The 23,026-nt window shown below is 67.4% G+C and carries 25 protein-coding genes and 1 pseudogene; 9 read left to right on the top strand and 17 right to left on the bottom strand.

Features of this window, described 5'->3' with window-relative positions; all coding sequences use genetic code 11:
- Positions 1-228, bottom strand: a complete 228-nt coding sequence (locus WDM94_14100) for a DUF465 domain-containing protein (GenBank protein MEJ0013718.1) — start codon at positions 226-228, stop codon at positions 1-3.
- A 155-nt stretch (positions 229-383) separates the two neighbouring features.
- Between WDM94_14100 and WDM94_14095 the strand changes: the two genes are divergently transcribed.
- Positions 384-560 (top strand): DUF465 domain-containing protein, encoded by a 177-nt coding sequence (locus tag WDM94_14095; GenBank protein MEJ0013717.1) that lies wholly within the window; start codon positions 384-386, stop codon positions 558-560.
- Positions 561-581: 21 nt separating this feature from the next.
- On the opposite strand, the gene WDM94_14090 is transcribed toward WDM94_14095, so the two are convergent.
- A complete protein-coding gene (locus WDM94_14090; GenBank protein MEJ0013716.1) occupies positions 582-1,268 on the bottom strand; it encodes a helix-turn-helix domain-containing protein in 687 nt (228 codons plus the stop codon).
- 172 nt (positions 1,269-1,440) lie between these two features.
- Here WDM94_14090 and WDM94_14085 point away from each other — a divergent pair, with 172 nt between their 5' ends.
- The 4 genes from WDM94_14085 (at position 1,441) to WDM94_14070 (ending at position 4,225) form a co-directional block, all read left to right on the top strand.
- Positions 1,441-1,725 (top strand): DUF4242 domain-containing protein, encoded by a 285-nt coding sequence (locus WDM94_14085; protein ID MEJ0013715.1) that lies wholly within the window; start codon positions 1,441-1,443, stop codon positions 1,723-1,725.
- A gap of 87 nt (positions 1,726-1,812) precedes the next feature.
- Positions 1,813-2,259 carry a hypothetical protein gene (locus WDM94_14080; GenBank protein ID MEJ0013714.1) on the top strand — a complete coding sequence of 149 codons (447 nt, stop codon included), beginning with the start codon at positions 1,813-1,815 and terminating at the stop codon, positions 2,257-2,259.
- Positions 2,260-2,431: 172 nt separating this feature from the next.
- Entirely contained in the window at positions 2,432-3,547 is a 1,116-nt protein-coding gene (gene nhaA / locus WDM94_14075) for a Na+/H+ antiporter NhaA (GenBank protein ID MEJ0013713.1), read from the top strand.
- 36 nt (positions 3,548-3,583) lie between these two features.
- Entirely contained in the window at positions 3,584-4,225 is a 642-nt protein-coding gene (locus WDM94_14070; protein MEJ0013712.1) for a glutathione S-transferase family protein, read from the top strand.
- Between the two features lie 2 nt (positions 4,226-4,227).
- Here the strand turns inward: WDM94_14070 and WDM94_14065 are convergent, their stop codons facing one another.
- Positions 4,228-4,980: a sulfite exporter TauE/SafE family protein gene (locus WDM94_14065; GenBank protein MEJ0013711.1), complete on the bottom strand. Its 753-nt coding sequence runs from the start codon at positions 4,978-4,980 to the stop codon at positions 4,228-4,230.
- A gap of 116 nt (positions 4,981-5,096) precedes the next feature.
- Between WDM94_14065 and WDM94_14060 the strand changes: the two genes are divergently transcribed.
- Positions 5,097-5,906, top strand: a complete 810-nt coding sequence (locus WDM94_14060; GenBank protein ID MEJ0013710.1) for an SDR family oxidoreductase — start codon at positions 5,097-5,099, stop codon at positions 5,904-5,906.
- Positions 5,907-5,912: 6 nt separating this feature from the next.
- On the opposite strand, the gene WDM94_14055 is transcribed toward WDM94_14060, so the two are convergent.
- The 3 genes and pseudogenes from WDM94_14055 to WDM94_14045 all read right to left on the bottom strand — a co-directional run bounded on the left by WDM94_14055 (position 5,913) and on the right by WDM94_14045 (position 8,889).
- A complete protein-coding gene (locus WDM94_14055; protein MEJ0013709.1) occupies positions 5,913-6,641 on the bottom strand; it encodes a cell cycle transcriptional regulator TrcR in 729 nt (242 codons plus the stop codon).
- 299 nt (positions 6,642-6,940) lie between these two features.
- A complete protein-coding gene (locus tag WDM94_14050) occupies positions 6,941-7,738 on the bottom strand; it encodes a phytanoyl-CoA dioxygenase (GenBank protein MEJ0013708.1) in 798 nt (265 codons plus the stop codon).
- A 169-nt stretch (positions 7,739-7,907) separates the two neighbouring features.
- A pseudogene (locus WDM94_14045) lies at positions 7,908-8,889 on the bottom strand (NAD(P)H-quinone oxidoreductase).
- Between the two features lie 64 nt (positions 8,890-8,953).
- On the opposite strand from WDM94_14045, the gene WDM94_14040 reads away from it, so the two are divergent.
- Positions 8,954-9,145, top strand: a complete 192-nt coding sequence (locus WDM94_14040; GenBank protein ID MEJ0013707.1) for a DUF1192 domain-containing protein — start codon at positions 8,954-8,956, stop codon at positions 9,143-9,145.
- 362 nt (positions 9,146-9,507) lie between these two features.
- The gene (locus WDM94_14035) at positions 9,508-10,041 is read left to right on the top strand and encodes a DUF1465 family protein (protein MEJ0013706.1); all 534 of its coding nucleotides are present in this window, start codon (positions 9,508-9,510) and stop codon (positions 10,039-10,041) included.
- Between the two features lie 60 nt (positions 10,042-10,101).
- Here the strand turns inward: WDM94_14035 and rpmE are convergent, their stop codons facing one another.
- From rpmE to tkt, 11 genes are all read right to left on the bottom strand, one after another.
- Positions 10,102-10,332, bottom strand: a complete 231-nt coding sequence (gene rpmE / locus WDM94_14030) for a 50S ribosomal protein L31 (GenBank protein ID MEJ0013705.1) — start codon at positions 10,330-10,332, stop codon at positions 10,102-10,104.
- A 695-nt stretch (positions 10,333-11,027) separates the two neighbouring features.
- Entirely contained in the window at positions 11,028-12,059 is a 1,032-nt protein-coding gene (locus tag WDM94_14025) for a peptidoglycan -binding protein (protein MEJ0013704.1), read from the bottom strand.
- 3 nt (positions 12,060-12,062) lie between these two features.
- Complete coding sequence (locus WDM94_14020) at positions 12,063-13,049, bottom strand: flagellar motor protein MotA (protein ID MEJ0013703.1); 987 nt, start codon at positions 13,047-13,049, stop codon at positions 12,063-12,065.
- A 158-nt stretch (positions 13,050-13,207) separates the two neighbouring features.
- On the bottom strand, positions 13,208-13,999 hold the full coding sequence (locus tag WDM94_14015; protein ID MEJ0013702.1) for an inositol monophosphatase family protein: 792 nt from the start codon (positions 13,997-13,999) through the stop codon (positions 13,208-13,210).
- Between the two features lie 278 nt (positions 14,000-14,277).
- The gene (locus tag WDM94_14010) at positions 14,278-15,639 is read right to left on the bottom strand and encodes a tetratricopeptide repeat protein (GenBank protein ID MEJ0013701.1); all 1,362 of its coding nucleotides are present in this window, start codon (positions 15,637-15,639) and stop codon (positions 14,278-14,280) included.
- A complete protein-coding gene (locus WDM94_14005; protein MEJ0013700.1) occupies positions 15,636-16,277 on the bottom strand; it encodes a thiamine phosphate synthase in 642 nt (213 codons plus the stop codon). Before WDM94_14005 ends, WDM94_14010 begins: the two co-directional genes overlap by 4 nt.
- A 125-nt stretch (positions 16,278-16,402) precedes the next feature.
- A complete protein-coding gene (locus tag WDM94_14000; GenBank protein MEJ0013699.1) occupies positions 16,403-17,437 on the bottom strand; it encodes a class I fructose-bisphosphate aldolase in 1,035 nt (344 codons plus the stop codon).
- A gap of 265 nt (positions 17,438-17,702) precedes the next feature.
- Complete coding sequence (locus WDM94_13995; GenBank protein ID MEJ0013698.1) at positions 17,703-18,149, bottom strand: GNAT family N-acetyltransferase; 447 nt, start codon at positions 18,147-18,149, stop codon at positions 17,703-17,705.
- Positions 18,146-19,348, bottom strand: coding sequence for a phosphoglycerate kinase (locus tag WDM94_13990; GenBank protein MEJ0013697.1), 1,203 nt, complete (start codon positions 19,346-19,348; stop codon positions 18,146-18,148). The genes WDM94_13995 and WDM94_13990 overlap by 4 nt, the downstream gene beginning before the upstream one ends.
- A gap of 178 nt (positions 19,349-19,526) precedes the next feature.
- On the bottom strand, positions 19,527-20,537 hold the full coding sequence (gap, locus tag WDM94_13985; protein MEJ0013696.1) for a type I glyceraldehyde-3-phosphate dehydrogenase: 1,011 nt from the start codon (positions 20,535-20,537) through the stop codon (positions 19,527-19,529).
- Between the two features lie 23 nt (positions 20,538-20,560).
- Positions 20,561-22,546: a transketolase gene (tkt, locus tag WDM94_13980; GenBank protein MEJ0013695.1), complete on the bottom strand. Its 1,986-nt coding sequence runs from the start codon at positions 22,544-22,546 to the stop codon at positions 20,561-20,563.
- A gap of 196 nt (positions 22,547-22,742) precedes the next feature.
- On the opposite strand from tkt, the gene WDM94_13975 reads away from it, so the two are divergent.
- Positions 22,743-23,024, top strand: coding sequence for a DUF4164 domain-containing protein (locus tag WDM94_13975; GenBank protein MEJ0013694.1), 282 nt, complete (start codon positions 22,743-22,745; stop codon positions 23,022-23,024).
- The last annotated feature ends 2 nt before the right edge of the window (positions 23,025-23,026 follow it).

The raw sequence follows: 23,026 nt of genomic DNA, 5'->3' as shown, positions 1-23,026 counted from the left end.
TCAGGCAATGATGTCGGGCAGCAGGCGGTCTTCCAGCGCCGAGATGCGGTCCTTCAGCACCAGCTTGCGCTTCTTCATGCGCTGAATCTGGATTGTGTCGGGCCTTACTGATTCCGCCATCGCCAGAATTGCGGCGTCGAGGTCGCGGTGCTCCTGCCGAAGCTCGGCAAGTTCCCGCCGCACCTCGCGTTCTTCCTCGTCGGTAAGCCGCCGCCCGCCTGAACTCATGGCCTGAAATTTCTACCACGCTTGAAGAATACGGGCGCCTTGCCCATGTCAAATTGAGGCCAAAGTTCCGGCTTTGGATAGTGGCCGCCGAAGGTTCGACACGCGGTTTTCGGTGTGTCACAGTAGCAAGTCTAGTCAACAGGGAGGCCCCGCTGATGGCTATGGAAATGCACCTTGCGGAACTTGAGCGTCGCCATCGCACGCTGGAGAAGCAGATCGAGGACGCGATGCACCACCCGGGCATCGACACGCTCGCGCTCACGGAACTCAAGCGCCGCAAACTGTTGCTGAAAGACGAGATCGAGAAGCTGAGGACCGAGTCGGTCCACTAGGCGTCGGGCAGGCGGGCGGCGCTACGCGGCTGCGCGCTTCGGCTCCGAGGCGAACGGACTGAGGCCCAGCCACGCCTGCATCGAATTGGCGACGGCCCGGTCGCCGGTCCACTTGAGATTGCCGGCGGCGGCTTCCTTCCGCACGGTGCTCAGCCCCATCCATATTTCCGTCATTGCGGTTAGCGACGCCTCGACGGTGAGGTCGGGATCGACGCCGGGATCCTCCTGCGTGATCTCGACGTCGCCACGCTCCACGATCAGCCACCAGCGCCGGCGCGCCGGCGTAAGCTCGGGATAGCGGACGTGGATGACGGCCTGCTTCTTGGGCATGTGGCCGGGGTCGACGTTGCGCTTCATGTCGAGCATCAGCAGGAACGGGTCGAGATTCTGCAGCGAGAGATGCTTGCTCATCCAGCGCTGGCCCCAGATGCCGAAGGCCTCGACGACCATGCGCAGATCGCGCCCGGCGTCGGTGAGCTGATAGGAGTTGCGGTCGGCGCCACGCTCGATGATGCCGGCAGCCTCCAGCTCGCGCAGCCGCTTCGACAACAGCGTCGGCGACATGCGCGAGACGCCCTTGCGCAAATCGTTGAAGCGGGTCGAGCCCGCGATCAGCTCGCGGAGCAGCACCACCGTCCAGCGCGAAGATAGGAGCTCAGCCGCCATGGCGACTGGGCAGAACTGACCGTATCCGGCTTGCGCGTTCATGTCGTGCCCTCCACCAAGCCCGGCAGCGTAGCGCTGCAGCCGTGGGGTGTACCAGTACATAAACTGTATCGCCTGTCCGGTACATAAAGTGGAGTTGTGGACGGTCCGGTGTCCGGCGAAGTCTCCGCCATTCGCTCGCGATCAGGCGAGCGGCCAACGACGGAGACGACGCATGACACTCAACCGCTACGTCATCGAGCGCATCATCCCCGGCATCGGCGGCTCCACCGAGGCGCAGTTCTGCGGCATCTCGGAGCAGTCGAACGCGGCGCTCGCCAAGCTGGCGCCCAAGATCCAGTGGGTCGAGACGTTCGTCGCCGGCGACCGCACCTTCTGCGTCTATCTCGCCACCGGCGAGGACATGATCCGCAAGCACGCCGAGATCAGCGGCTTCCCGGCCGACCGCATCATCGAGATCAAGACGATCATCGACCCGACGACTGCGGTCGCGGCCTGACCGCGACTCGATCCGACCTCACCCACGACACGGAGAACGAACATGAGCAGCCTCAAGCATGCATCAGCCTTCGCCGTCTTCTCCCTGATGGCGATCGCCACGGCGTCCGCCGCCGGCAATCCGCTCGCCGACGCCGTGCGAGTCGCCAACGATCGCTTCAAGGACGTGGCGGTCGCGGTCAAGGAAGGCTACGGCCCGATCCCCTGCGCCAGCGGCATCGACGGCGGCGCGATGGGCATCCACTACGTCAGCGGCGATAACCTCAAGGACGGCGTCATCGATATCGCCAAGCCGGAGGCGGTCATGTACGAGCCGACCGCCGACGGCAAACTGAACCTGATCGCGGTCGAGTACATCAGCTTCAAGGGGCCGGCGTCGCTCGACGGACACCTGTTCAGCTTCACCAATGCGCCCAACCGCTACGGTCTCGACCCGTTCTACGAACTGCACGTCTGGGCGTGGAAGCCGAACTCCATGGGCGCGTTCGCCGACATGAACATGGACGTCTCGTGCGATGCGATGCCGCCCAAATAGCCGGGCTTCGCATTTGGCATCAGATCGAAGCAAAGACGATCATCGGCCTGCCTCTGCGGCGCCGGCATGATGGTCGCAAGCGGCCCGGTCCAGCTCCGGGCCGCTTCTTTTCCGCGGCGTGCCAGCGCGGCCCGTATTGTAAAAGCACGCGCGGCGTGGCAACGCGGGCCTGATGTTCCAGCGATTCATCCGGAGCGGGGCGGCGGGCGGCATCGTGCTGATGGCGAGCGCGGCACTGGCGCTCGTCGTCGCCAACTCGCCGCTGGCGTGGGCGTACTTCGCGGCGCTGCGCGCCTACCTCGGTCCGCTCAGCGTCCTTCACTGGATCAACGACGCGCTGATGGCGGTGTTCTTCCTGCTGGTCGGGCTGGAGATCAAACGTGAGCTGGTGGTCGGGCAGCTTGCATCGTGGAAGGCGCGCGCGCTGCCCGGCTTCGCGGCGCTCGGCGGCATGGTCGTGCCGGCGCTGATCTATGTCGCGCTGAACGCGGGCTCGCCGGAGACGCTGCGCGGCTGGGCGATACCGGCGGCGACCGACATCGCTTTCTCGCTCGGCGTACTGGCGCTGCTCGGCGACCGCGTGCCGGCGTCGCTCAAGGTGTTCCTGACGGCGCTGGCGATCCTCGACGACCTCGGCGCGGTGGTCATCATCGCGGTGTTCTACACGGCCGATCTGTCGCTGTTGATGCTCGGTCTCGCGGCACTGGTGCTTGCGGCGCTCGTCGCGCTCAACGTCGCGGGCGTGCGCGCGCTGTGGGCGTATCTCGTGGCGGGCGCGGTGCTCTGGTTCTTCGTCCTGAAATCGGGCGTCCACCCGACCATCGCCGGCGTGCTGCTCGCCGCGACCGTCCCGATCGCCGGCGGCACGCTGGAGAAGCTGGAGCATCTGCTGCAGCGCCGGGTAGCGTTCCTCGTGCTGCCGCTGTTCGGCTTCGCCAATGCCGGCGTGGCACTGGGCGCCTCCGGCCTTGCGGCGCTGGGGCATCCGGTTGCGCTCGGCTCGGCGGTCGGGCTGTTCCTCGGCAAGCAGGTCGGCGTGTTCGGCGGCGCGTACCTGACGATCCGGGCGCGGCTTGCGGCGATGCCGGCCGACGCGACGTGGCGGCAGGTTTACGGCGTGGCGATTCTCTGCGGCATCGGCTTCACGATGAGTCTGTTCATCGGCCTGCTCGCCTTCACCGCCGACACCTACCATGACGCGACCAAGATCGGCGTGCTCGCCGGTTCGGTTGCCTCGGCGATCGTCGGTTGGCTGGTGTTGCGTTTTGCGGGCCGGCGTGCGCCTTAGGCCGACAACGTGCTGCCATCGAAATCGGGAACTGTCATGAAGCTTTACAACGCCAATAGCTCGCCCAATGCGCTGCGTGTTCGCCTGGTGATTTACGAACTCGGCATCGAGATCGAGAAGATCGACATTGACCTCCGCGGCGGCAACCGCACGCCCGAGTACCTGAAGCTCAATCCAAACGCCAAGGTGCCGGTGCTGGTCGACGGCGATCTCGTCCTCTGGGAGTCGCGCGCCATCAATGCCTACCTCGCCGGCAAATTTCCGGAGAAGGGGCTGTATCCCGCCGAGCTCAGGCATCGCGCCATCATCGACCAGTGGTCGTACTGGCAGGCGATCCATCTCGGCCCGGCGATGCAGAGGGTGGCGTTCGAACGGGTGATGAAGGCTGCGTTCGGGCGCGGTGCGCCGGATGAGGCGGTGATCGCCGCCGAGATGAAGAACGTCGACCAGTTCCTCGACGTGCTCGAGGTCGGACTCGGCCACGGCAAGGACTGGATCGCCGGCGCGCTCAGCATCGCCGACTTCGCGATCGCCACGACCTTCAACAATCGCGTCAAGGCGGGCATCTCGCTCGACACGCGGCCGAAGGTGGCGGCGTGGATCGGGCGGATGGAGCAACGGGCGTCGTGGCAGAAGGCGGTCGGCGAAATCCCGCCGCCGCCCACGCCCAAGGCCTGACCTCAGACGTAGGCCGCGATGCTTTCGACGGTGAGGTAGATGCCGAGCAGGAAGAACGCCGCGTAGATGATCTTGTAGAACGGCTCGGCCTCGACCTTCTTCACCAGCCAGACGCCGACGAACGTCGCCGGAATCGAGATCGGCAGCAGCACCGCCGATGCCTTGAGGTTCTCCGTGTCGAACTGGCCGAGGAAGAAGTACGGCACCGTCTTGAACGCGTTGATGATCGCGAAAAGCAGCACGCTCGTGCCGGCGAACACGCGCGGCTCGAGGCGGAGCGGCAGCGTGTAGATCTGGAACGGCGGCCCGCCGGCGTGGCTGACGAACGAGGTGAAGCCGGTGACGATGCTCCAGAAGGTGCCACGCACGGGATCCTGCCCGCGCGGCTCCGGCCGGTGACGGTGGCGGAACCACCAGTTCAGAGCGAAGGCGATCGAGGTGAGGCCGACGATCAGGCGCACCTCCGACTCGGTCACCCATGCGGCCGTCAGCCAGCCGATGAGCACGCCGACGACGGCGCCGGGCAGCATGATCAGCATCGTGCGGCGGTCGAAGACGCCCCAGTAGGCGATGACCGCGACGATGTCGGACAGCACCAGCACCGGCAGCGTGATGCCCGCCGCCTGCACCGGCGAGATGACCAGCGCCAGGATCGGCACCGCGATGAGGCCGACGGCGGTGAAGCCGCCCTTGGACAGGCCGAGGATGATCATCGCCGGCACGGCGGCGACGTAGAACCAGGGATTGTCGAGCATGGGGGCCGGCGCGTGTGGCGGGAGGCCGACAAACTAAGCCGGCGATGCGATTCCGGCAATGCGCGTCACCGTGTAGGATGGCCGCAGATCAATCGGTTCAAAGGGGAACAGGTTCCGTGCATCTGCTTGAAGACAAGGTCGCGATCGTCACCGGCGCGGCGCGCGGCATCGGCAACGCCATCGCGCGGCGTTTCTTGAGCGAGGGCGCGCGCGTCGTGGTCGCCGACGTCAACGACGAGGCGGGCGCGGCGGCGGTGAAGGAGATGGGCGCGCTCGGCAAGGACCTCGGCGCGCTGGGCTCGGTGCGCTACGTCAATTGCGACGTCGGCGATTCCGCCGCGGTCGCGCGGCTGCTGGCGGCGACCATCGAGGCTTTCGGCCCGGTCGATATTCTGGTCAATAACGCGGCGGTGCTGGCGGCGCGCGATTTCCTCGATCTCGAGGAAGCGGAGTTCGATCGCGTGCTGCGCGTCAACCTCAAGGGCGCGTTCCTGGTCGGGCAGGCGGTGGCGCGGCACATGGTCGAGCGCGTCAAGGCGGGCGAGAAGCCCGGCACGATCGTCAACCTGTCGTCGGTCAACGCCGTCTTCGCGATCGCCAACCAGGTGCCCTACTCGGTGTCCAAGGGCGGCATCAACCAGCTCACCAAGGTGATGGCGCTGTCGCTTGCCGAACACGGCATCCGCGTCAACGCCATCGGGCCGGGCTCGATCAATACCGAGATGCTGAAGGCGACGATGGCCGATCCGGCAGCGCGGGGCCGCATCCTGTCGCGGACGCCGATGGGGCGCATCGGCGAGCCGTCCGAGATCGCGGCGATCGCGGTGTTCCTGGCGTCCGACGAGGCGAGCTACATCACCGGCCAGACGATCTACGCCGACGGCGGCCGTTTGCCGCTCAACTACACGGTGCCGGTGAAGGGCTAGCCGAAGCTAGCCTTCGTCCTCGTCTTTCGGCGCCTTGTTCATCGACTTCAGCTTGGCGAACACGGCGCTTGCCTCGTCCGCAGCCTCGCGTTCCGCGCTCCGCTCGGGGCGGCTCGCGGCGGCGGCCAGCGCGGCGGCGGCAGCGGTCGTGGTCGTCTCGGAAGCCGGCAGCAGCGTCGCGCCTTCGGCCGGGGCCGGGGGCTGCGGCGAATTTTTCGCCGCCTTCTCGACCTCGAAATCGAGATCGATCTGCGAGCAGAGGCCCAGCGCGACCGGATCGGTCGGCTGCAGGTTGTTCGAGTTCCAGTGCGAGCGGCTGCGGATCGATTCGATCGTCGGCTTGGTGGTGCCGACGAGACGCATGATCGCCGCGTCCTTCAATTCGGGATGGTTGCGCAGGAGCCAGAGGATCGCGTTCGGGCGATCCTGACGGCGCGACACCGGCGTGTAGCGCGGGCCCTTGCGCTTCGACACCGGCGCGCGGACGCGCGGCTCGTGCACGCCGAGGCGAATGGCGGAATCGGCCTCCGCCTTCTCGATGTCCTCGCGCGTGAGCTGGCCGGTGAGGACCGGATCGAGGCCCTTGATCGACTGCGCGGCCTCGCCGTCGGCGATCGCCTGCACTTCGAGCGGATGCAGGTGGCAGAAGTCGGCGATCTGGTCGAACGACAGCGAAGTGTTGGCGACCAGCCAGACGGCGGTGGCCTTGGGCATCAGCGGGGTGGCGGTAGTCATTCTGCTAATTCTCTCCCGGTCGCTCACCGGGTTTTCCGCCCGGCGAACCCCAAACGTTGAGGATTTTGTTGTGGGATTGGCGTGTATATAGGGCGCTCACGGGCGGGACGCAAACCCAACCTTCGCCGTCGAGACCCTTTTGGGCACGCCTTCATATTGCGCAGTCCGGGCGCGGCGGCTTGTCATTCGAAGGCGTTCCCCCACCCTCCCCGCAAGGGGGAGGGAGGACAAACAACTCTGTCGGAGTTGGACGACCAGCCGGAGAAGCCGGAGCAGCCGGCCGGGTGGGGCGCGCGTTGTCAGCCTTGGAGTGCCTGCCGGATGGCGATCTCCACCGGCGAATACGCTCCGTCGGTGCGCGACAGCGACAACGGTTCCCTTGGCAGCAGCGGTGGCTGCGCCATGAAGCGGGGACGAGTGCCGCGATGTGGCTGGGCTGCATGCACCAGGAACGGGTGGCAGAGATAGACCGTGCCGGCATCGCCGGTCCCGAGCACCACCGGATGATGCGCCGTTCCGGCGAAGCCGTCGGCGGCGAGTTCGCGCAGCGTCAGGCCGGCCTCGCCGGCTGGCGCCAGTTGCCGCGCAATGTCGTGATGGGAGCCGACGCGAATGCGCGGCGGTGCATCGCGCTCGCCGACGTCTGAAAACAGGAACAGCATCAGCAAGGCGCGGTCGCGCGAGGTCACGTTCACGCGCCACGACATGAAGTCCGCCGCGTGCTCCTGCCAGCCGAAGCTGGCGTCGACGTGCCAGCCGTCGTCGCCTGGATTCTCCGCCGAGGGAAAGCGCACCGGGAAGGTGCCGAGCGCGCCGCGCGGCAGCCAGCGGCCCGCGCCGACCAACTGATCGAAGGCCTTGTGCAATACCGGCGTGTTGGCGGCGGCGCGGAAGGGGGGCTGGCTGTACTGGTTGAGGCGGATGACCGGCTTCGTCCACGTCGCCGGATCGTGCGGATCGCACCCGGTGTCGGCCCACAGGATGGCGCGGCCGGCGTCGGCAGTTTCGCGCGGGAAGGCGCCGTCGATGCGGACGTAGCCGTCGGAGATGAATTGATCGACTTGCGCTGGCGACAGCGCGCTGGACGGATCGGGCATGACAGCTCGCAATTTCGTATTCGCCGCGATGGACGGCAGAAGGGCCGGCGCGGCGCGCGGCTCGATGGCGTGCTCAGGGGCGACTAGGCGACGCGGAACACAGCGAAATGGAACGAACGCATCATCATGAGCCCGCGCAAATAGCGGTGGTGTCCGGCAGCGTCAAGCGTCAGGAAACCGTCAGGACGGTCTTGCCGAAATGCGCACCGTCCTCCATCCGTGCGTGGGCATCGGCGACGCGGGCAAGCGGATAGGTCGAGTCGATCACCGGCGCGATCTTGCGCGCCTCGAACAGCGGCCAGACGTTGTCGTGCACCGCCCGCGCCACCTCGGCCTTGAACGACACGGAGCGCACGCGAAGCGTCGAGCCGGTGTGGGTCAGCCGCTTCATCATCAGCACGTGGATCGGGACCACGGGCCGGCCGCCCAGTTGGGTCGCGATCTGGATGACGCGGCCATCCTCCGCCGCGGCCTCGTAGTTGCGCGCGACATAGTCGCCGCCGACGATATCGAGGACGACGTCGGTGCCGCGCCCGCCGGTGGCCTCCCTGACGCGGGCGACGAAATCTTCCGTGCGGTAGTTGACCGCGACGTCGGCGCCGAGCGTCACGCACGCAGCGCATTTCTCCGCGCTGCCGGCGGTGGTGATGACCTTCGCGCCGAAGGCCTTGGCGAGTTGGATCGCGGTCGTGCCGATGCCGGAGCCGCCGCCGTGGATCAGCGCCGTCTCGCCGGCGACGAGCCGTCCGCGCTGGAAAAGATTCGGCCACACCGTGAAGAATGTCTCGGGGATCGCGGCGCCTTCGATGAACGAGAAGCCGCGGGGGGAGCGGCAGCGCGTTCGTCTCATCGACCGCGACGAATTCGGCATAGCCGCCGCCGGCGACGAGGCCGACGACCGCGTCGCCGAGCGCGAAGCGCGCCGCATTCGGCCCCAGTGCCACCACCTCGCCGGCAAACTCCAGCCCAAGAATATCGGAGGCGCCGGGCGGCGGCGGGTACTTGCCCTGCCGCTGCATCACGTCCGGCCGGTTGACGCCGGCGGCGCGGACGCGGACGAGAATCTCGTCGTCGTGGGGAACCGGCAGCGGCCGCGTCTCGGCGACCAGCGCCTCCGGCCCGCCGGGAACGGGCGCGACGATCGCGGTCATGGTCGGGGGCAACGTCATCGTCCGGGTCTAGCGCATCGGCGCGACCCTCGGCTACTTTTCGGCCATGCCGCTGTTCGACGAAGAAGCGCCGAAAAAGAAACTCGCCCACGAGATCGGCGAGGACCTTTCCAAGCTGTCGCTCGATGAGCTCGCGGCGCGCGTCGCGGCGCTGAAAGCGGAGATCGCGCGGCTCGAGGCGGCGGCCGAGGCAAAGAAGGCCAGCGCGGCGGTCGCGGCGTCGTTTTTCAAGCGGTAGTGGCGGTCCCGCAACGGTACTGCGGCCAGGCAAAACGGCGCAATTTCAGGACATCCTCGGCAATTCCACTAAGCCCGTTAACCATTTCTTAAGCTTTACGCGGCTTAACTCATGCGTCCAGTCATCTGGATTTCGAGTGGCTCCGTCCACTCTGTTTGACGCCTCCCTGTTTAAACTTTCGAAGAGCCGCCTCGTGCGGCTCTCTTTTTGCGTGCTGCGCCCGTTCGCTGCTCGCGTTTCTTAATCATCCTGATGACGGCCTGTGGATTGCTGTGGACAGCCGTCCGCGCCTGGCTGGCCCGAGGCTTGCGCACTCCCTCCCATGGTGTTCCGATGCGGAACGCGAGTGGGGTGTGTGGCGTATGAGTGACGAGAGATCCAAGGCCGTTTCCGGGCTGCTTGGTCCGGAGCCGGTTGCCTTCGGGCGCCGGCTTGCGGCCTCCGATACCTTCAAGGCGATGTTCCGCGAGGGCATGGCGCTGGTCGAGGAGACCGCGACCTACCTCGACGGGGAAGGGCGCCGCCAATCGCATAACCTGCCGCGCGCGGTTTCGCTGGCCTACGCCACGGAATCCATGCGCCTGACGACGCGGCTGATGCAGCTTGCGTCGTGGCTGCTGCTCCAGCGCGCCGTCAACGAGGGCGACCTCAGCGTCGCCCAGGCCAACAACGAACGGGCGAAGGTGAAGCTCGGCGGCCTGTCGACGCAGACCGAGGGCGCCATCTGGGACGAGCTGCCGGAGCGGCTGAAGACGCTGATCGACCGGTCGCTGCGCCTGCAGGAGCGGGTCATCCGCCTCGACGAGGCGCTGCGCGACGGCGGGGCCGCCGAGACCGTGGAAAACAAGGTGCGCCTCGACCAGAGCCGCATCGCGGAAGCCTTCAGCGGCAAGTAGCAACGAAAAGCCCCGGCGCGATGGCCGGGGCTTGGAACTTCCAGCGCAGGGCTTTGCGCCTTACTTCGTCGTATCGATGAAGCCCTTGAACTTGTTCTTGAAACGCGACACGCGGCCGCCGCGATCGACGATGTGCTGGCCGCCGCCGGTCCACGCCGGATGCGTCTTCGGGTCGATGTCCAGCGTCAGCGTCGCGCCCGGCTCGCCGTAGGTCGAGCGGGTCATGTACTCGGTCCCGTCGGTCATCACGACCTTGATCTCGTGATACTCGGGGTGGATGTCTTTCTTCATGGCAGCCTCGGAAAACCGCGGATTTGTTGGGCCGGCCGCTTGAGCCGGCAGCTTGGGGCAGGGGTATAGCGTCGCTTGGCGCGGGTGGCAACCTCGCGGCCGCCGCGCGGAATGTGGCCGCTCCGTCGCAGCCCTTCACTGTCATCCTTCGGCGAGGCCGAAGGCCTCGACCGGAGGACCAGTCTCGGCTCACGTCGATCGGAGATGTTTGAAGCTGGTCCTCCGGTCGGCGCTTCGCGCCGCCGAAGGATGACAGCGGAGGCGAGGCGGCGACCGGGAAGCCGTTGCCGGCTCGGCGCGTGCTGCGGCACACCCCTCCCCAAACCGCCTTTGGCGGTTTGGCCCTCCCACAGGGGGAGGGCTCAACAAGCGGAGTCTGGGTCGGGCAACGGGATGAACTCTCCCCTTGTGGGAGGGTCAAAACTGCGAAGCGGTTTGGGGGATCTCTCCTCCGATGGACCTTCGCGCTGAAGGATGACAGCGGAGGGGAGGTGGCGCTTGGGAGATGCGTTCATCGAGCGTGCTGCGGCACACCCCTCCCCAAACCGCCTTTGGCGGTTTGGCCCTCCCACAAGGGGAGGGCTCAACAAGCGGAGTCTCGGTCGGGCAACGGGATGAACTCTCCCCTTGCGGGAGGGTCAAAACCGCGAAGCGGTTTTGGGGAGGGGTGTCTTTCCTCCGCGTCGAAGTCCTGCCTACCGCTCCGTCACCTTCAGCTCGATGCGCCGGTTCTTGGCGTAGGCCTCCGGCGTGTCGCCTTCCTCGAGCGGCTGGAACTCGCCGTAGCCGGCGGCGACCAGGTGCTGCGGTGCGATGCCCTTGGAGACCAGGAACTGCACGACCGAGATGGCGCGCGCCGCCGACAGGTCCCAGTTGGAGCGGAAGCGGCCGCCGGTGCCGGAGATCGGCTGCTTGTCGGTGTGGCCGTTGACCTGCAGCACCCACCCGATGTCGGCCGGTATCTCGGCGGCCAACTGGGCCACCGCGTCGGCGACCTTGGACAGTTCGTCGACGCCCTCCGGGCTGATCTGGTCGGAGCCGACCGGGAACAGCACCTCGGACTGGAAGACGAAGCGATCGCCGACGACGCGGATGTCGGGGCGGTCGCCGAGAATTTCGCGCAAGCGCCCGAAGAAGTCGGAGCGGTAGCGCGACAGTTCCTGCACGCGCTGCGCCAGCGCGACGTTGAGGCGCCGGCCGAGGTCGGCGATCTGCGTCTGGCTCTGCTTGTCCTTGTCTTCCGATGCAGCCAACGCCGTCTCGATCGCGGCGATCTGCCGGCGCAATGCGGCGATCTGCTGGTTGAGCAACTCGACCTGCGCCAAGGCGCGCTGGCTCACCTGCTTCTCGGCGTCGAGCTGGCCGGTCAGCGCTGTGATCTGGCCGCCGGCGCTCGCGGTCGCGGACGATTGCGCATCGAGCAGGCCTTGCAGGCGCGCCTTGTCGTTCTCGGCGGTTGCGAGGCTCGCCTGCAGGCTGACGAGGTTGTCGCTGACCTCGCTCTTCGACGCCTTCTCCAGCGCCAGCATCTCGGTCAGCTCGGCGATCTGGGCGTTGAGCTGCTGCAGCACGGTGTCCTTGCCGCTGATTTCGCGCGACAGCAGAAACTGAACGAGGGCGAAGATCGAGAGAAGGAAGATGAAAACCAGCAGCAGGTTCGTCAGCACATCGACGAAGCTCGGCCAGTAGTCGGCCCGCGGGTTGATGCGCCGGGCGCGGGCGGCCACGGGCTACTCCGCGGCCTGCGACGGCGGGGCGGGGGTCTGCAGGGCCTTGGCGATGGTCTCGAGCAGCGCGTGGACTTCCTTGTTCTGCTCGCTCTGCGTCTCGACCCAGCTCCGCACCACCTGCTGCTCGCTGCGCATGTGCTGGACGAGGCCCTGGATGCCTTCGGCGAGATTGGCCATCGCCGTGGTGGCGCGCTGGGTGCCGCCCGCGTCTCCCGTCGGCGGCGGCAGCTTGCTGCCCTCCTGGATGGTGCGTGACAGCCGCTCGATCGCGACACGCAAGTCTTCCGCGGTGGTTGTGCTGTCGCCGCGCGCGTCGAGGATCTCGGGGTCGAGGTCGGTGACCGTCGACAGCCAGTCCTCGAGGTCGTTGTAGAACATGTTCTGGCCCTGGCCGGCCTGCAGGTCGAGGAAGCCGAGGATCAGCGAGCCGGAGAGGCCGAAGAGCGAGGACGAGAACGCGACACCCATGCCGACCAGCGGTGCGGCGAGCCCGGCCTTGAGGTCCTCGAAGATGACGCCGGTGTTGGCCGACGACACATCGAGATTCTGGATCGTCGCGGCGACGGCGCCGACGGTCTGCAGGAGGCCCCAGAAGGTACCGAGCAGGCCGAGGAAGATCAGCAGGCTGGTGAGGTAGCGCCCCATGTCGCGGTCTTCGTCGAGCCGCATCTGGATCGAGTCGAGGATCGAGCGCATCGTCTGTGTCGAGATCGCCATGCGGCCGATGCGGTCGCCGAGCAGCGTCGCCATGGGCGCCAGCAGCACCGGAGGGCGCTCAACCTCGATGCCGGGCTCGGCGATGCGGAACGTGTTGACCCAGCGGATCTCGGGGAAGAGGCGGAAGATCTGCCGGTACGACAGGCCGATGCCGATGACGAGCACGGCGATGATGACGCCGTTGAGGCCGGGGTTCGCCTTGAAGGCGGTCAGGATCTGCGCGTAGAGGATGAGGGCGATGAAGGCGGCGATGATCAGGAAGATCGTCATCCGCCAGAGGTAGACCTGCGGGCTCGCAAGCTTGTACGGGTCGTACTCGCGCTGGCGGCTTCCAAAAAAGCGCAACGGTTGTGCCTCTCGCGTCCCCCGCGGCGAAGGTAGCGTGATTTGCCGGGCTAGAGAAACGCCAAAATCACCGGCGTCCCCGGCTACGCGCGCTTCGCTTCCTTGAGCTTGGCGCCGAGCGCGGCGTGGATCGTCTCGTTGGCGGCGAGGATCGAGCTTTCGTTGGCCATCTCGACGCTGCCGTCCGGCGTCGAGACCATGCCGCCGGCCTCGCGCACGATGACGATGCCGCCGGCCGTGTCCCAGTACGACAGGCCGTGGTCCCAGTAGGCGTCAAGGCGGCCGGAGGCGACCCAGGCGAGGTCCATGGCGGCGGAGCCGGTGCGGCGGATGCCGGCGACGGCGGTGCCGACGGTCTCGATCTCGGCGAGGGTGCCGCGGCTGCCGCTGATCGAGGGCAGGCCGGTCGAGACGACGGCGTCGGCGAGTTTCTTGCGGCCGGCAACGCGCAGGCGGCGGTCGTTGAGGAAGGCGCTCTGCCCACGCTCGGCGACGTAGAGCTCGTTGAGGATTGGATTGAAGATGACGCCGGCGACGAGCACGCCCTCGCGCTCCAGCGCCAGCGAGACGGCAAACAGCGGAATGCCGTGCAGGAAGTTGGTCGTGCCGTCGAGCGGATCGATGATCCAGCGGTTGGTCTTGTCCGTGCCGTCGATGACGCCGCTTTCTTCGGTGAGGAACGCGTAGCCCGGCCGCGCCTTCTGCAGCTCACGGACCAGCGTCTCCTCGGCCTTGTGGTCGGCGGCGGAGACGAAGTTGCCGGGTCCCTTCAGCGACACCTGCAGATTTTCGACCTCGCCGAAATCGCGCGCCAGCCCGCGCCCAGCCTTCAGCGCGGCGGCGACCATGACGTTGAGCAGTGCGGAGCGGGCCATTTCATTTTTCCGGCGGGAGGCGAGGGCGGCTTCTCCCACCACAGTTCGGGGGTGGGTTCAAGTCGCGGGCTGATCGGCGTCGGAGGCAAGGCCTAGCGCGTCGGCGAGGAGGAGAGACACCCCTCCCCAAAACCGCTTTGCGGTTTTGGCCCTCCCACAAGGGGAGGGCTCAAGCGGAGTTCGGTGAAGCGAGGTGTTTCACCAAGGATGAACCCTCCCCTTGTGGGAGGGTCAAAACGCCGAAGGCGTTTTGGGGAGGGGTGTCTTTCGGCTGGGAGCTAATCCGCCGCCGGCCAGCGCTGCGCCGCGGCCAGTGCCTGCTGGCGCTCGTCGTCCGTCAAACTGGCGACGACCTGGTCGAGCAGGGCGTCGTCCTTGCCGGCCTGCTTGGCGAGGAAGTGCCACTTGGCGGCGGCGACGTGGTCTTCCTTGATGCCGCGGCCGGTGGCGAGCAGGCGGGCGAGACGGTTCTGCGCGATCGGGCTGCCGACGTCGGCGGCCTGCTGGAACCACTTGGCGGCCGCCGTCTCGTCGGCCGCGGTGCCGACGCCGTTGAAGAGGCGGATGGCGTACTCGACCTCGGACGGAATCTGGCCGAGGCGCGCGGCCTCGGCGAACCACTTGGTCGCCGCGGCCTGGTCTTCCTTGACGCCTTTGCCCTCCTCGTAGAGCTGGGCGAGCACGTACTGCGCGTCGGCGTTACCGCCCTCGGCCGCCTGCTGGAAGAGCTGCGCAGCGCGCGACAAATCCTGCGGCCGGGCTTTGCCCTGGAGGTAAAGCAGCGCGAGGCTGTAGGTGGCGGAGATGTCGCCCTTGCCGGCGGCCTTCTCGAAATAATCGGCGGCCGTGGCGCCATCGGCCGGCACGCCGCGGCCGTCGAGATACATGTTGCCGAGCGCGAACTGGGCGTTGGCGTCGCCGCCGTCGGCGGCAAACTTGTACCACGACACCGCCTGCACGGGATCGCGCGGGACGCCGTAGCCGCCCTCGTAGATGAGGCCGAGCAGCGTCTGCGCTGCGGTGTCGCCGGCCTCGGCGCGCCGGATCGCGAGGCCAAAGGCGGAGAGATAGAAGCCGCGCTGGAAGGCGCCGTAGGCGCTGTCGACGCCGGGCGGATCGGGCGGCGCGGGGGCCGCGGCGGTGCCGCCCACGGTCGGCACGCCGGGCGGCGGTGCAGTACCGCCGGTGGTGACTGTCGGGATGGTCGGTATCGCGGGCGCCGCCGCGGCGTCCGGTGGCGCCGAGTCGGCGGGCGGCGGGGCCGGCGCGGTATCGACCGGCGGCGTGTCGCTCGGCGCGGGCGGGGTGCCGGCGCCGGCGGCGGTGTCCGGGCGGAGATGCGGCAGCGGCCAGTCGACCGTGCCGTCGGCCGAGCCCGTGTCGGTGCCGGCAGCGTCGGGGAAAAGCACGATCGGAGCCGGGCCGTTGTCGGCCGGCGGCGGTGCGGCGGCGGGGGCCGGCGTGGTGACGGCGGGCGCTGGCGCCACGGGTTGCGGCTTGGGCTTCGGTTTCGGCTTCACCGGCGTCGTATCGTCGGCGGGCGGCGTCAGCACCATCGGCCCATCGCCCGCGCTTTGCGCGTGCGCGGTGCCGATCGCGGCGCCGGCCGCCAGCAGCAGGGCGAGCAGGAGACGCGTCATGCCGCCGGCTCCACGACGCTCGCCAGCCGCTCGGCGACTTCCGCCACCGCGGCGGCGGGACCCTTGGCGTGCTCCCACACCGCGGCGGAGAGCGCGACGAACTCGATGCCGGCGCGCGATGCTTCATCGACGGAGGCGACCACGCGGCCGCCCATCACGATCGCCGGGATGACGGCGACCTCCGCCCACCACGCGGCGAGGTCGAGCGAACGCGGGAAAATTTCGTCGGTCATGTCGCCGTCGATGCGGCCGAAGAAAAGGTAGTCGGGCTCGGCCTCGGCCAGCTCCATCGCGTCGTGGCGCGAGGGAATATTGCCGGCGCCGACGATCTTCTTTTTGCGGAACGATTCCAATGCTGCTTGCACATCGCCAAGCCCGGTCTCGACATGGACGCCGTCGGCGCCCGTGCGCGAAGCGACGCGCGTATCGTTGAGGATGAGGGAGGCGACGCCGCGGTCGGCGGCGATCGGCACCAGCGCCTCGGCGTTGCGCTGCAGGTTGGTCGCGTCGCCGGTGACGATGAGGGAGGCGACGTCGCCGCCGGCCAGCGCGTCCGCCAATCGCGGCGCGAACGCAGCGGCGTCATAGACGGGCGGCGTCACGAGAACGAGGCGGGTGCGGACGTCAGGGTTCGGCATTACGGCACTTCACTTCCCGGTCGGCGGGGCCGGTCCGGTCGCCCAAGTCTCGTCGCCCGATCTGACCCAAGCTTGCCCGGTCCGGCACTCCAAATATAGCTGATATTTGAAGTTGTTGACCGGATTTATGCGGCCTGCTTCTCGAGGTCGGGCGCCCAGCGGCCGGATGCCGCAAGGCTGTTCATGCGGACGCGGTGGAGGAACGCCTTCTGCGCGGCCGGCACGTTCTCGGCCTTGCCGGCCCAGGCCTTGATCGCGGCGGCCTGCAGGGCGCGGCCGTACGAGAAGGTGAGGTGCCAAGGCAGCTTGCCGGCGTTGTTCATCAGCGACAGGTGCTCGGTCGCCTGCTGGTCGGACTGGCCGCCCGACAGGAACGCGATGCCCGGCACTTCCGCCGGCACCACCGCCTTCAGCAACTGCACCGTCTTCTCGGCGACGTCCTTCGCGGCCAGTTGCTTCGGCGAATTCTTGCCGGCGACGATCATCGACGGCTTCAGCACGATACCGCGCAGGTTGACGTTGGCGATCTTCAGCTCGTCGAACACGGCGCGCAGCGTCTTCTCGGTGACGGCGTAGGTCGTATCGGCGTCGTGGGTCGCCGGCGCGCCGTCCATCAGCACCTCGGGCTCGACGATCGGGACGATCATCGCCTCCTGGCAGAGGGCGGCGTAGCGGGCCAGCGCATGGGCGTTGGCGTGGATCGCGTCGGTCGAGGGCATGCCCGGACCGATGTTGATGACGGCGCGCCACTTCGCGAAACGGGCGCCCAGTTCGTAATATTCCTTGAGGCGGTCGCGGAGGCCGTCGAGGCCCTCGGTGATGACCTCGCCCGGGGCCAGCGCCAGCGGCTTGGTGCCGGCATCGACCTTGATGCCGGGGATCGAGCCGGCGTCAGTGATCAGCTTGACCAGCGGCGTGCCGTCCTTGGACTTCTGGCGCAGCGTCTCGTCGAACAGGATGACACCGGAGACGAAATTGCGCATGGCCTCCGCGGAGCGGAAGAACAGCTCGCGGTAATCGCGGCGCGTGTCCGGGGTCGACGGGATGCCGAGCGCATCGAAACGCTTGGTGCAGGTGGCGTTGCTCTCATCGGCGGCGAGGATGCCCTTGCCGGGGGCAACCAGGCGGGCGGCGATGTCTTCCAGGCGTTCGGCGGCCATGTACGCATTTCCCTCAAATGAAACCCGGCGGCTTTATAGACGAAGCGGCGGGGATTTCCATATCGGGATGGTGGCGCGGGGCGGAGGGCGCCCTGCCATCCTCTCCACTGTCATCCTTCGGCGAGGCCGCAGGCCTCGACCGGAGGACCAATTACCGCGAACGCGGAGGAGAGCGGTCCTCCGGTCGCGCTTCGCGCCGCCGAAGGATGACAGTGGAGGGGAGGCAGTGAATTAGAGGCGAAGGGTGAGGGGGCGCCGATCGCCCTTACAAATCTACCCGGTACTGGATGAACCCCGACAGCACCGCGACCTTGTCGTAAAGCGCCTGGGCCGTCTTGTTGGTCTCGTGGGTGTGCCAATAGAGCCGTTCGGAACCGGCCTCGCGGGCTTGCTCAACGACGGCGGCAATCAGGGCGCGGCCGACGCCGTGGCCGCGGGCTTCCGGCAGCACGAACAGGTCCTGCAGGTAGCAGCTATCGTGGATCGACCAGCCGGAGCGGTGGAAGAGATAGTGCGTGATGCCGACCAACTGGCCGCCGAGGAAGGCGCCCAGCGCAAACATCGGCTCCTCGGGATCGTGGAAGCGCGTCCATGTCGTGTCGGTGGTGACCGGCGTGAGTTCGGTCTCATAGAAGCGGAGGTAGCGCTGCCACAGCGGCTCCCATGCCGCGCGGTCGTCCGGCGTCAGCCGCCGGATGTCAGGCGCGGTCATGCCTTGCGGCGCAAAACTTCGACGCCGGGCAGGGCCTTGCCCTCGAGCCACTCGAGGAAGGCGCCGCCCGCCGTCGAGATGAAGCTGAATCCATCGGCGGCGCCGGCGTAATGCAGCGCCTGCACCGTCTCGCCGCCGCCCGCCACCGACAGAAGTTTCCCAGCCTTCGTGCGCTCGGCCGCGTGCTGCGCGGCGGCGACGGTCGCCTTGTCGAACGGCGGAATTTCGAATGCTCCGAGCGGGCCGTTCCACACCAGCGTCGCGGCGCGGTCGATCCATGCGTTGATCTCGGCGATCGACTTCGGCCCGACGTCGAGGATCATCTGGTCGGCGGGGACGGCGTCGACGCTGACCGTGGTTGCGGCGGCGCCGGCCTTGAACTCGCGCGCCACGACCGCGTCGACGGGCAGCACGATGGTCGAGCCGGCCTTGGCGGCGGCGGTGTTGATCCTGGCGACGGTGTCGAGGAGATCGGGCTCGGCCAGCGACTTGCCGATGGCGATGCCCTTGGCGAGCAGGAAGGTGTTGGCCATGCCGCCGCCGATGACCAGCGCATCGACCTTGCCGACGAGATTTTCGAGGATGGTGATCTTCGACGAAACCTTGGCGCCGCCGACGACGGCGACCACCGGGCGCTTGGGCGAGCCCAGCGCATTTTCCAGCGCCTCGATCTCGCGCTGCATGGCGCGGCCGGCGTAGGCGGGCAGGTGGTTCGCCAAGCCTTCGGTCGAGGCGTGGGCGCGGTGGGCGGCGCTGAAGGCATCGTTGACGTAGATGTCGCCGAGTTTTGCCAGTTCGGCGGTGAACAGCGTATCGTTCTTTTCCTCGCCCTTGTGGAAGCGGGTGTTCTCCAGGAGCAGCACGTCGCCGTCCTTCATCGCGGCGACCGCCGTCTCCGCCGGGAGGCCGACGCAATCGGCGGCGAAGGCGACCGGGAGACCCAGCACCTGCGCCACCGCGGGCACCACCTGCTGCAGCGAGAATTGCGGGTCGGGACCGTCCTTCGGCCGGCCGAAGTGGGCGAGCAGGATCGCCTTGCCGCCCTTCCTCGATATTTCCTGGATGGTCGGGGCGACGGCGCGGATGCGGGTGTCGTCGCTGACCTTGCCGTCGGCCATCGGCACGTTGAGATCGACGCGGACGAGGACGCGCTTGCCGCGGACGTCGACGTCATCGAGGGTGCGGAAGGCGGTGCTCATCTCAACTCTCCTCGGATGAACCGAGCCACTGAAGTTAGTTTGTCACCTCTCCCTGCAAGGGAGAGGGCTTCCGAATTTGGCGAGCCGTAGCGAGCCTAGGGAGGAAGGGCGAGGGTCGGGGCCCATCGCCTATAATTTCCGCCTCTGACCCTCGCCCCATTGGCAGCGTGGCAGCGACCTACAGCAGCTTGCCCATCGCGATGGCCGTGTCCGCCATGCGGTTCGAGAAGCCCCACTCGTTGTCGTACCAGGAGACGACGCGGACGAAGTTGCCGTCGATGACCTTGGTCTGGTCGACGGCGAACGTCGAGGAATGCGAGTCGTGGTTGAAGTCGGAGGAGACCAGCGGCTCGGCGGTCCAGCTCAGGATGCCCTTCAGCCGGTTCGTCTCCGAGGCCGTCTTGATCGCCTGGTTGATCTCGTCGACCGTGGTGGCGCGCTTGGCGACGAACTTGAAGTCGATCAGCGACACGTTCGGCGTCGGCACGCGCATCGAAGAGCCGTCGAGCTTGCCCTTGAGTTCCGGGATGACCAGGCCGATTGCCTTGGCGGCGCCGGTCGAGGTCGGGATGATATTGAGCGCCGCGGCGCGCGCGCGGTAGAGGTCCTTGTGCATCGTGTCGAGCGTCGGCTGGTCGCCGGTGTACGAGTGGATCGTGGTCATGAAGCCGTGCTCGATGCCGATCGCCTTGTGCAGCACCGACGCGACCGGCGCCAGGCAGTTGGTCGTGCACGAGGCGTTCGACACGACGACATGCTCCTTCGACAGCTTGTCGTCGTTGACGCCGTAAACCACGGTGAGGTCGGCATTGTCGCCGGCGGTCGAGATCAGCACGCGCTTGGCGCCGGCCGTGAGATGGGCCGAGGCTTTGTCCTTCGACGTGAAGATGCCGGTGCATTCCAGCGCGACATCGACGCCCAGCTCCTTGTGCGGGAGCTGCGCCGGATCCTTGACCGCGGTGACCTTGATCGGACCGCGGCCGATATCCATCGTGTCGCCCGCGACCTTCACGGGGTGCGGGAACTTGCCGTGCACCGAGTCATGGCGGAGCAGGTGGGCGTTGGTCTCGACCGGGCCGAGGTCGTTGATGCCGACGACTTCGATGTCCGTGCGGCCCGATTCATAGATGCCACGCAGCACCAGACGCCCGATGCGGCCAAACCCGTTGATGAAAACCTTGACGGCCATGTCTCTTCTCCAGACTCTAATCTTTATCCGTTGTGCTTCTTGGCGACGGCGTCGGCTACCGCTTCGGCCGTGATGCCGAAGTTGGCGTAGACGTCCTTGTAGGGTGCGCTCGCGCCGAAACTGTGCATGCCGACGAACAGGCCGTCGGAATTGATGATGGCGTCCCAGCCGAAACGGACCGCGGCCTCGACCGCGATCTTGATCGGTGCGTCGCCGATGACGGCTTTCCGCGCCGCTTCCGGCTGCTGCAGGAACAGCTCCAGCGACGGCACCGAGACGACGCGCGCGCTGATGTTGCGGGCGGCGAGCAGCTTCTGCGCGGCGATGGCGATCTCGACCTCGGAGCCCGAGGCGAAGATCGTGGCGCGGGCGGCGCCGCCGGCGGCGGGCGAGACTTCGTAGGCGCCGGTGGCGCAGAGGTTCGAGGCGTTCGGCGTGGTGCGCGCCGGCGTCAGGTTCTGGCGGGTGAGGGCCAGCACCGAGGGACCGTCGATACGCTCCAGTGCGAGCTGCCAGCACTCGGCCGTCTCGATGGCATCGGCGGGGCGGAAGACGCGCATGTTGGGCATGCAGCGCAGCGCCGCCAGATGCTCTACCGGCTGGTGCGTCGGGCCGTCTTCGCCCAGCCCGATCGAGTCGTGCGTCATGACGTAGACGACCGGGATGCCGGCGAGCGCGGCGATGCGCATCGCGGGCCTCGCGTAGTCCGTAAAGACGAGGAATGTCGCGCCAGCCGGCTGCAGGCCGCCGTGGATGGCGATGCCGTTCATGGCGGCCGACATGCCGTGCTCGCGGATGCCGTAGTGGATGTAGCGGCCGCCGTAGCGCGACGGCTGAATGTCGTCGAGGTTCTTGGTCTTGGTGTTGTTCGACGGCGTCAGGTCGGCGGAGCCGAGGATCAATTCGGGCATCGCCGGGGTGATGACCTCCAGCGCCAGTTCGCTCGCCTTGCGGGTCGCGACGGTGGGCTTTTCGGCGGCGAGCTTGTCCTTCAACGCAGCGATGGCCTTGGCCAGTTCCGGCGGACGTTTGCGGGCGAGGCGGCGTTCGAACTCGGCCTTCTTGGGCGAGGCGGCGAAGCGCTTGTTCCACGCTTCGTGCGCGGGCTTGCCGCGGGCGCCGGCGGCGCGCCAATCGGCGAGGATCTCGGCCGGGATTTCGAACGGCGGCGAGGTCCATTCCAGATTCTTGCGGGCGCCGGCGATTTCTTCCTCGCCCAGCGGCTCGCCGTGCGCCTTGGAGGTGCCGGCCTTCTTCGGGGCGCCGAAGCCGATGGTGGTCTTGCAGGCGATCAGCGTCGGTCGGTCGGAGTCCAGCGCCGTCTCGATGGCGGCGGCGATGGCGTTGTGGTCCTGGCCGTCGATGCGGCTGGCGTTCCAGCCGGCGGCCTTGAAGCGCGCGACCTGGTCGACCGAGTCGGAAAGCGTCAGCGGGCCGTCGATCGAGATGCCGTTGTCGTCCCAGAGGAAGATCAGCTTGTTGAGCTTGAGGTGGCCGGCGAGCGCGATCGCCTCGTGGCTGATGCCTTCCATCAGGTCGCCGTCGGAGCACAGCACGAAGGTCTTGTGATCGACGACGTCGTCGCCGAACTCGGCGGCGAGGATGCGCTCGGCGAGCGCCATGCCGACCGATGTGCCGACACCCTGGCCGAGCGGGCCGGTGGTCGTCTCGACGCCGGGCGTGACGAAATTCTCGGGGTGGCCGGGAGTCTTGGAGTGCAGCTTCCGGAAATTCTTCAATTCATCGATGGTCATCGCCTCGTACCCGGTCAGGTACAACAGCGAATAGAGCAGCATCGAACCGTGGCCGGCGGAGAGCACGAAGCGGTCGCGGTCGGGCCACTTCGGATCGGTCGGGTCGTACTTCAGATATTTGGTGAAGAGCACCGTGGCGACGTCGGCCATGCCCATCGGCATGCCGGGGTGGCCGGACTTCGCGCGTTCGACGGCGTCCATCGCAAGCGCGCGGATCGCGTTTGCCATGCGCGTATGCTTCACGAGATCGTTCATGTGGTGGATCTGCCGGCCGCCGGAGTGAAACTGCCGCAAAGCGGCCGGTGGCAGGGAATAAGGACATGGGTTGAACGAGTCAATTGAGTTGCGCCCCTCATTGCCGGCCTTCGTGCAGTTGGCACATTTCCGCATGTGCAGTTGACGCCTTCACGACGCTCCGCCTAGTCTGAAAACAGTGTCAGTTGAGGCGTCTATGGCGGAGTCTTTATCCATCGAGGAAGCATTGCGCCGGGTCGACGCGGCGCTGGCCAAGATCGAGGATTCGCTCGACCGCAAAGTCGAGGGGCTGGCGCAGGTTTCGGGGCTGGAAGGCGAGCTGCATCGTCTCGGCACCGATCGCTCCCGTCTCGCGCAATCTCTTGATTCCGCGGAGGCAAAAGCCGCGCGCCTGGAAGACGCCAATGTCCAGGTGTCGCATGGGCTGGTCGCTGCCATGGAAACGATCCGCGACGTCCTCTCCCGGCACGGCGCCTGAGG

Origin of the sequence: Bauldia sp., assembly GCA_037200845.1 — a bacterium.
Lineage (GTDB): Bacteria > Pseudomonadota > Alphaproteobacteria > Rhizobiales > Kaistiaceae > DASZQY01.
Note: the sequence above shows the minus strand (reverse complement) of the source record. Positions and strands in the feature narration are given on the sequence as shown.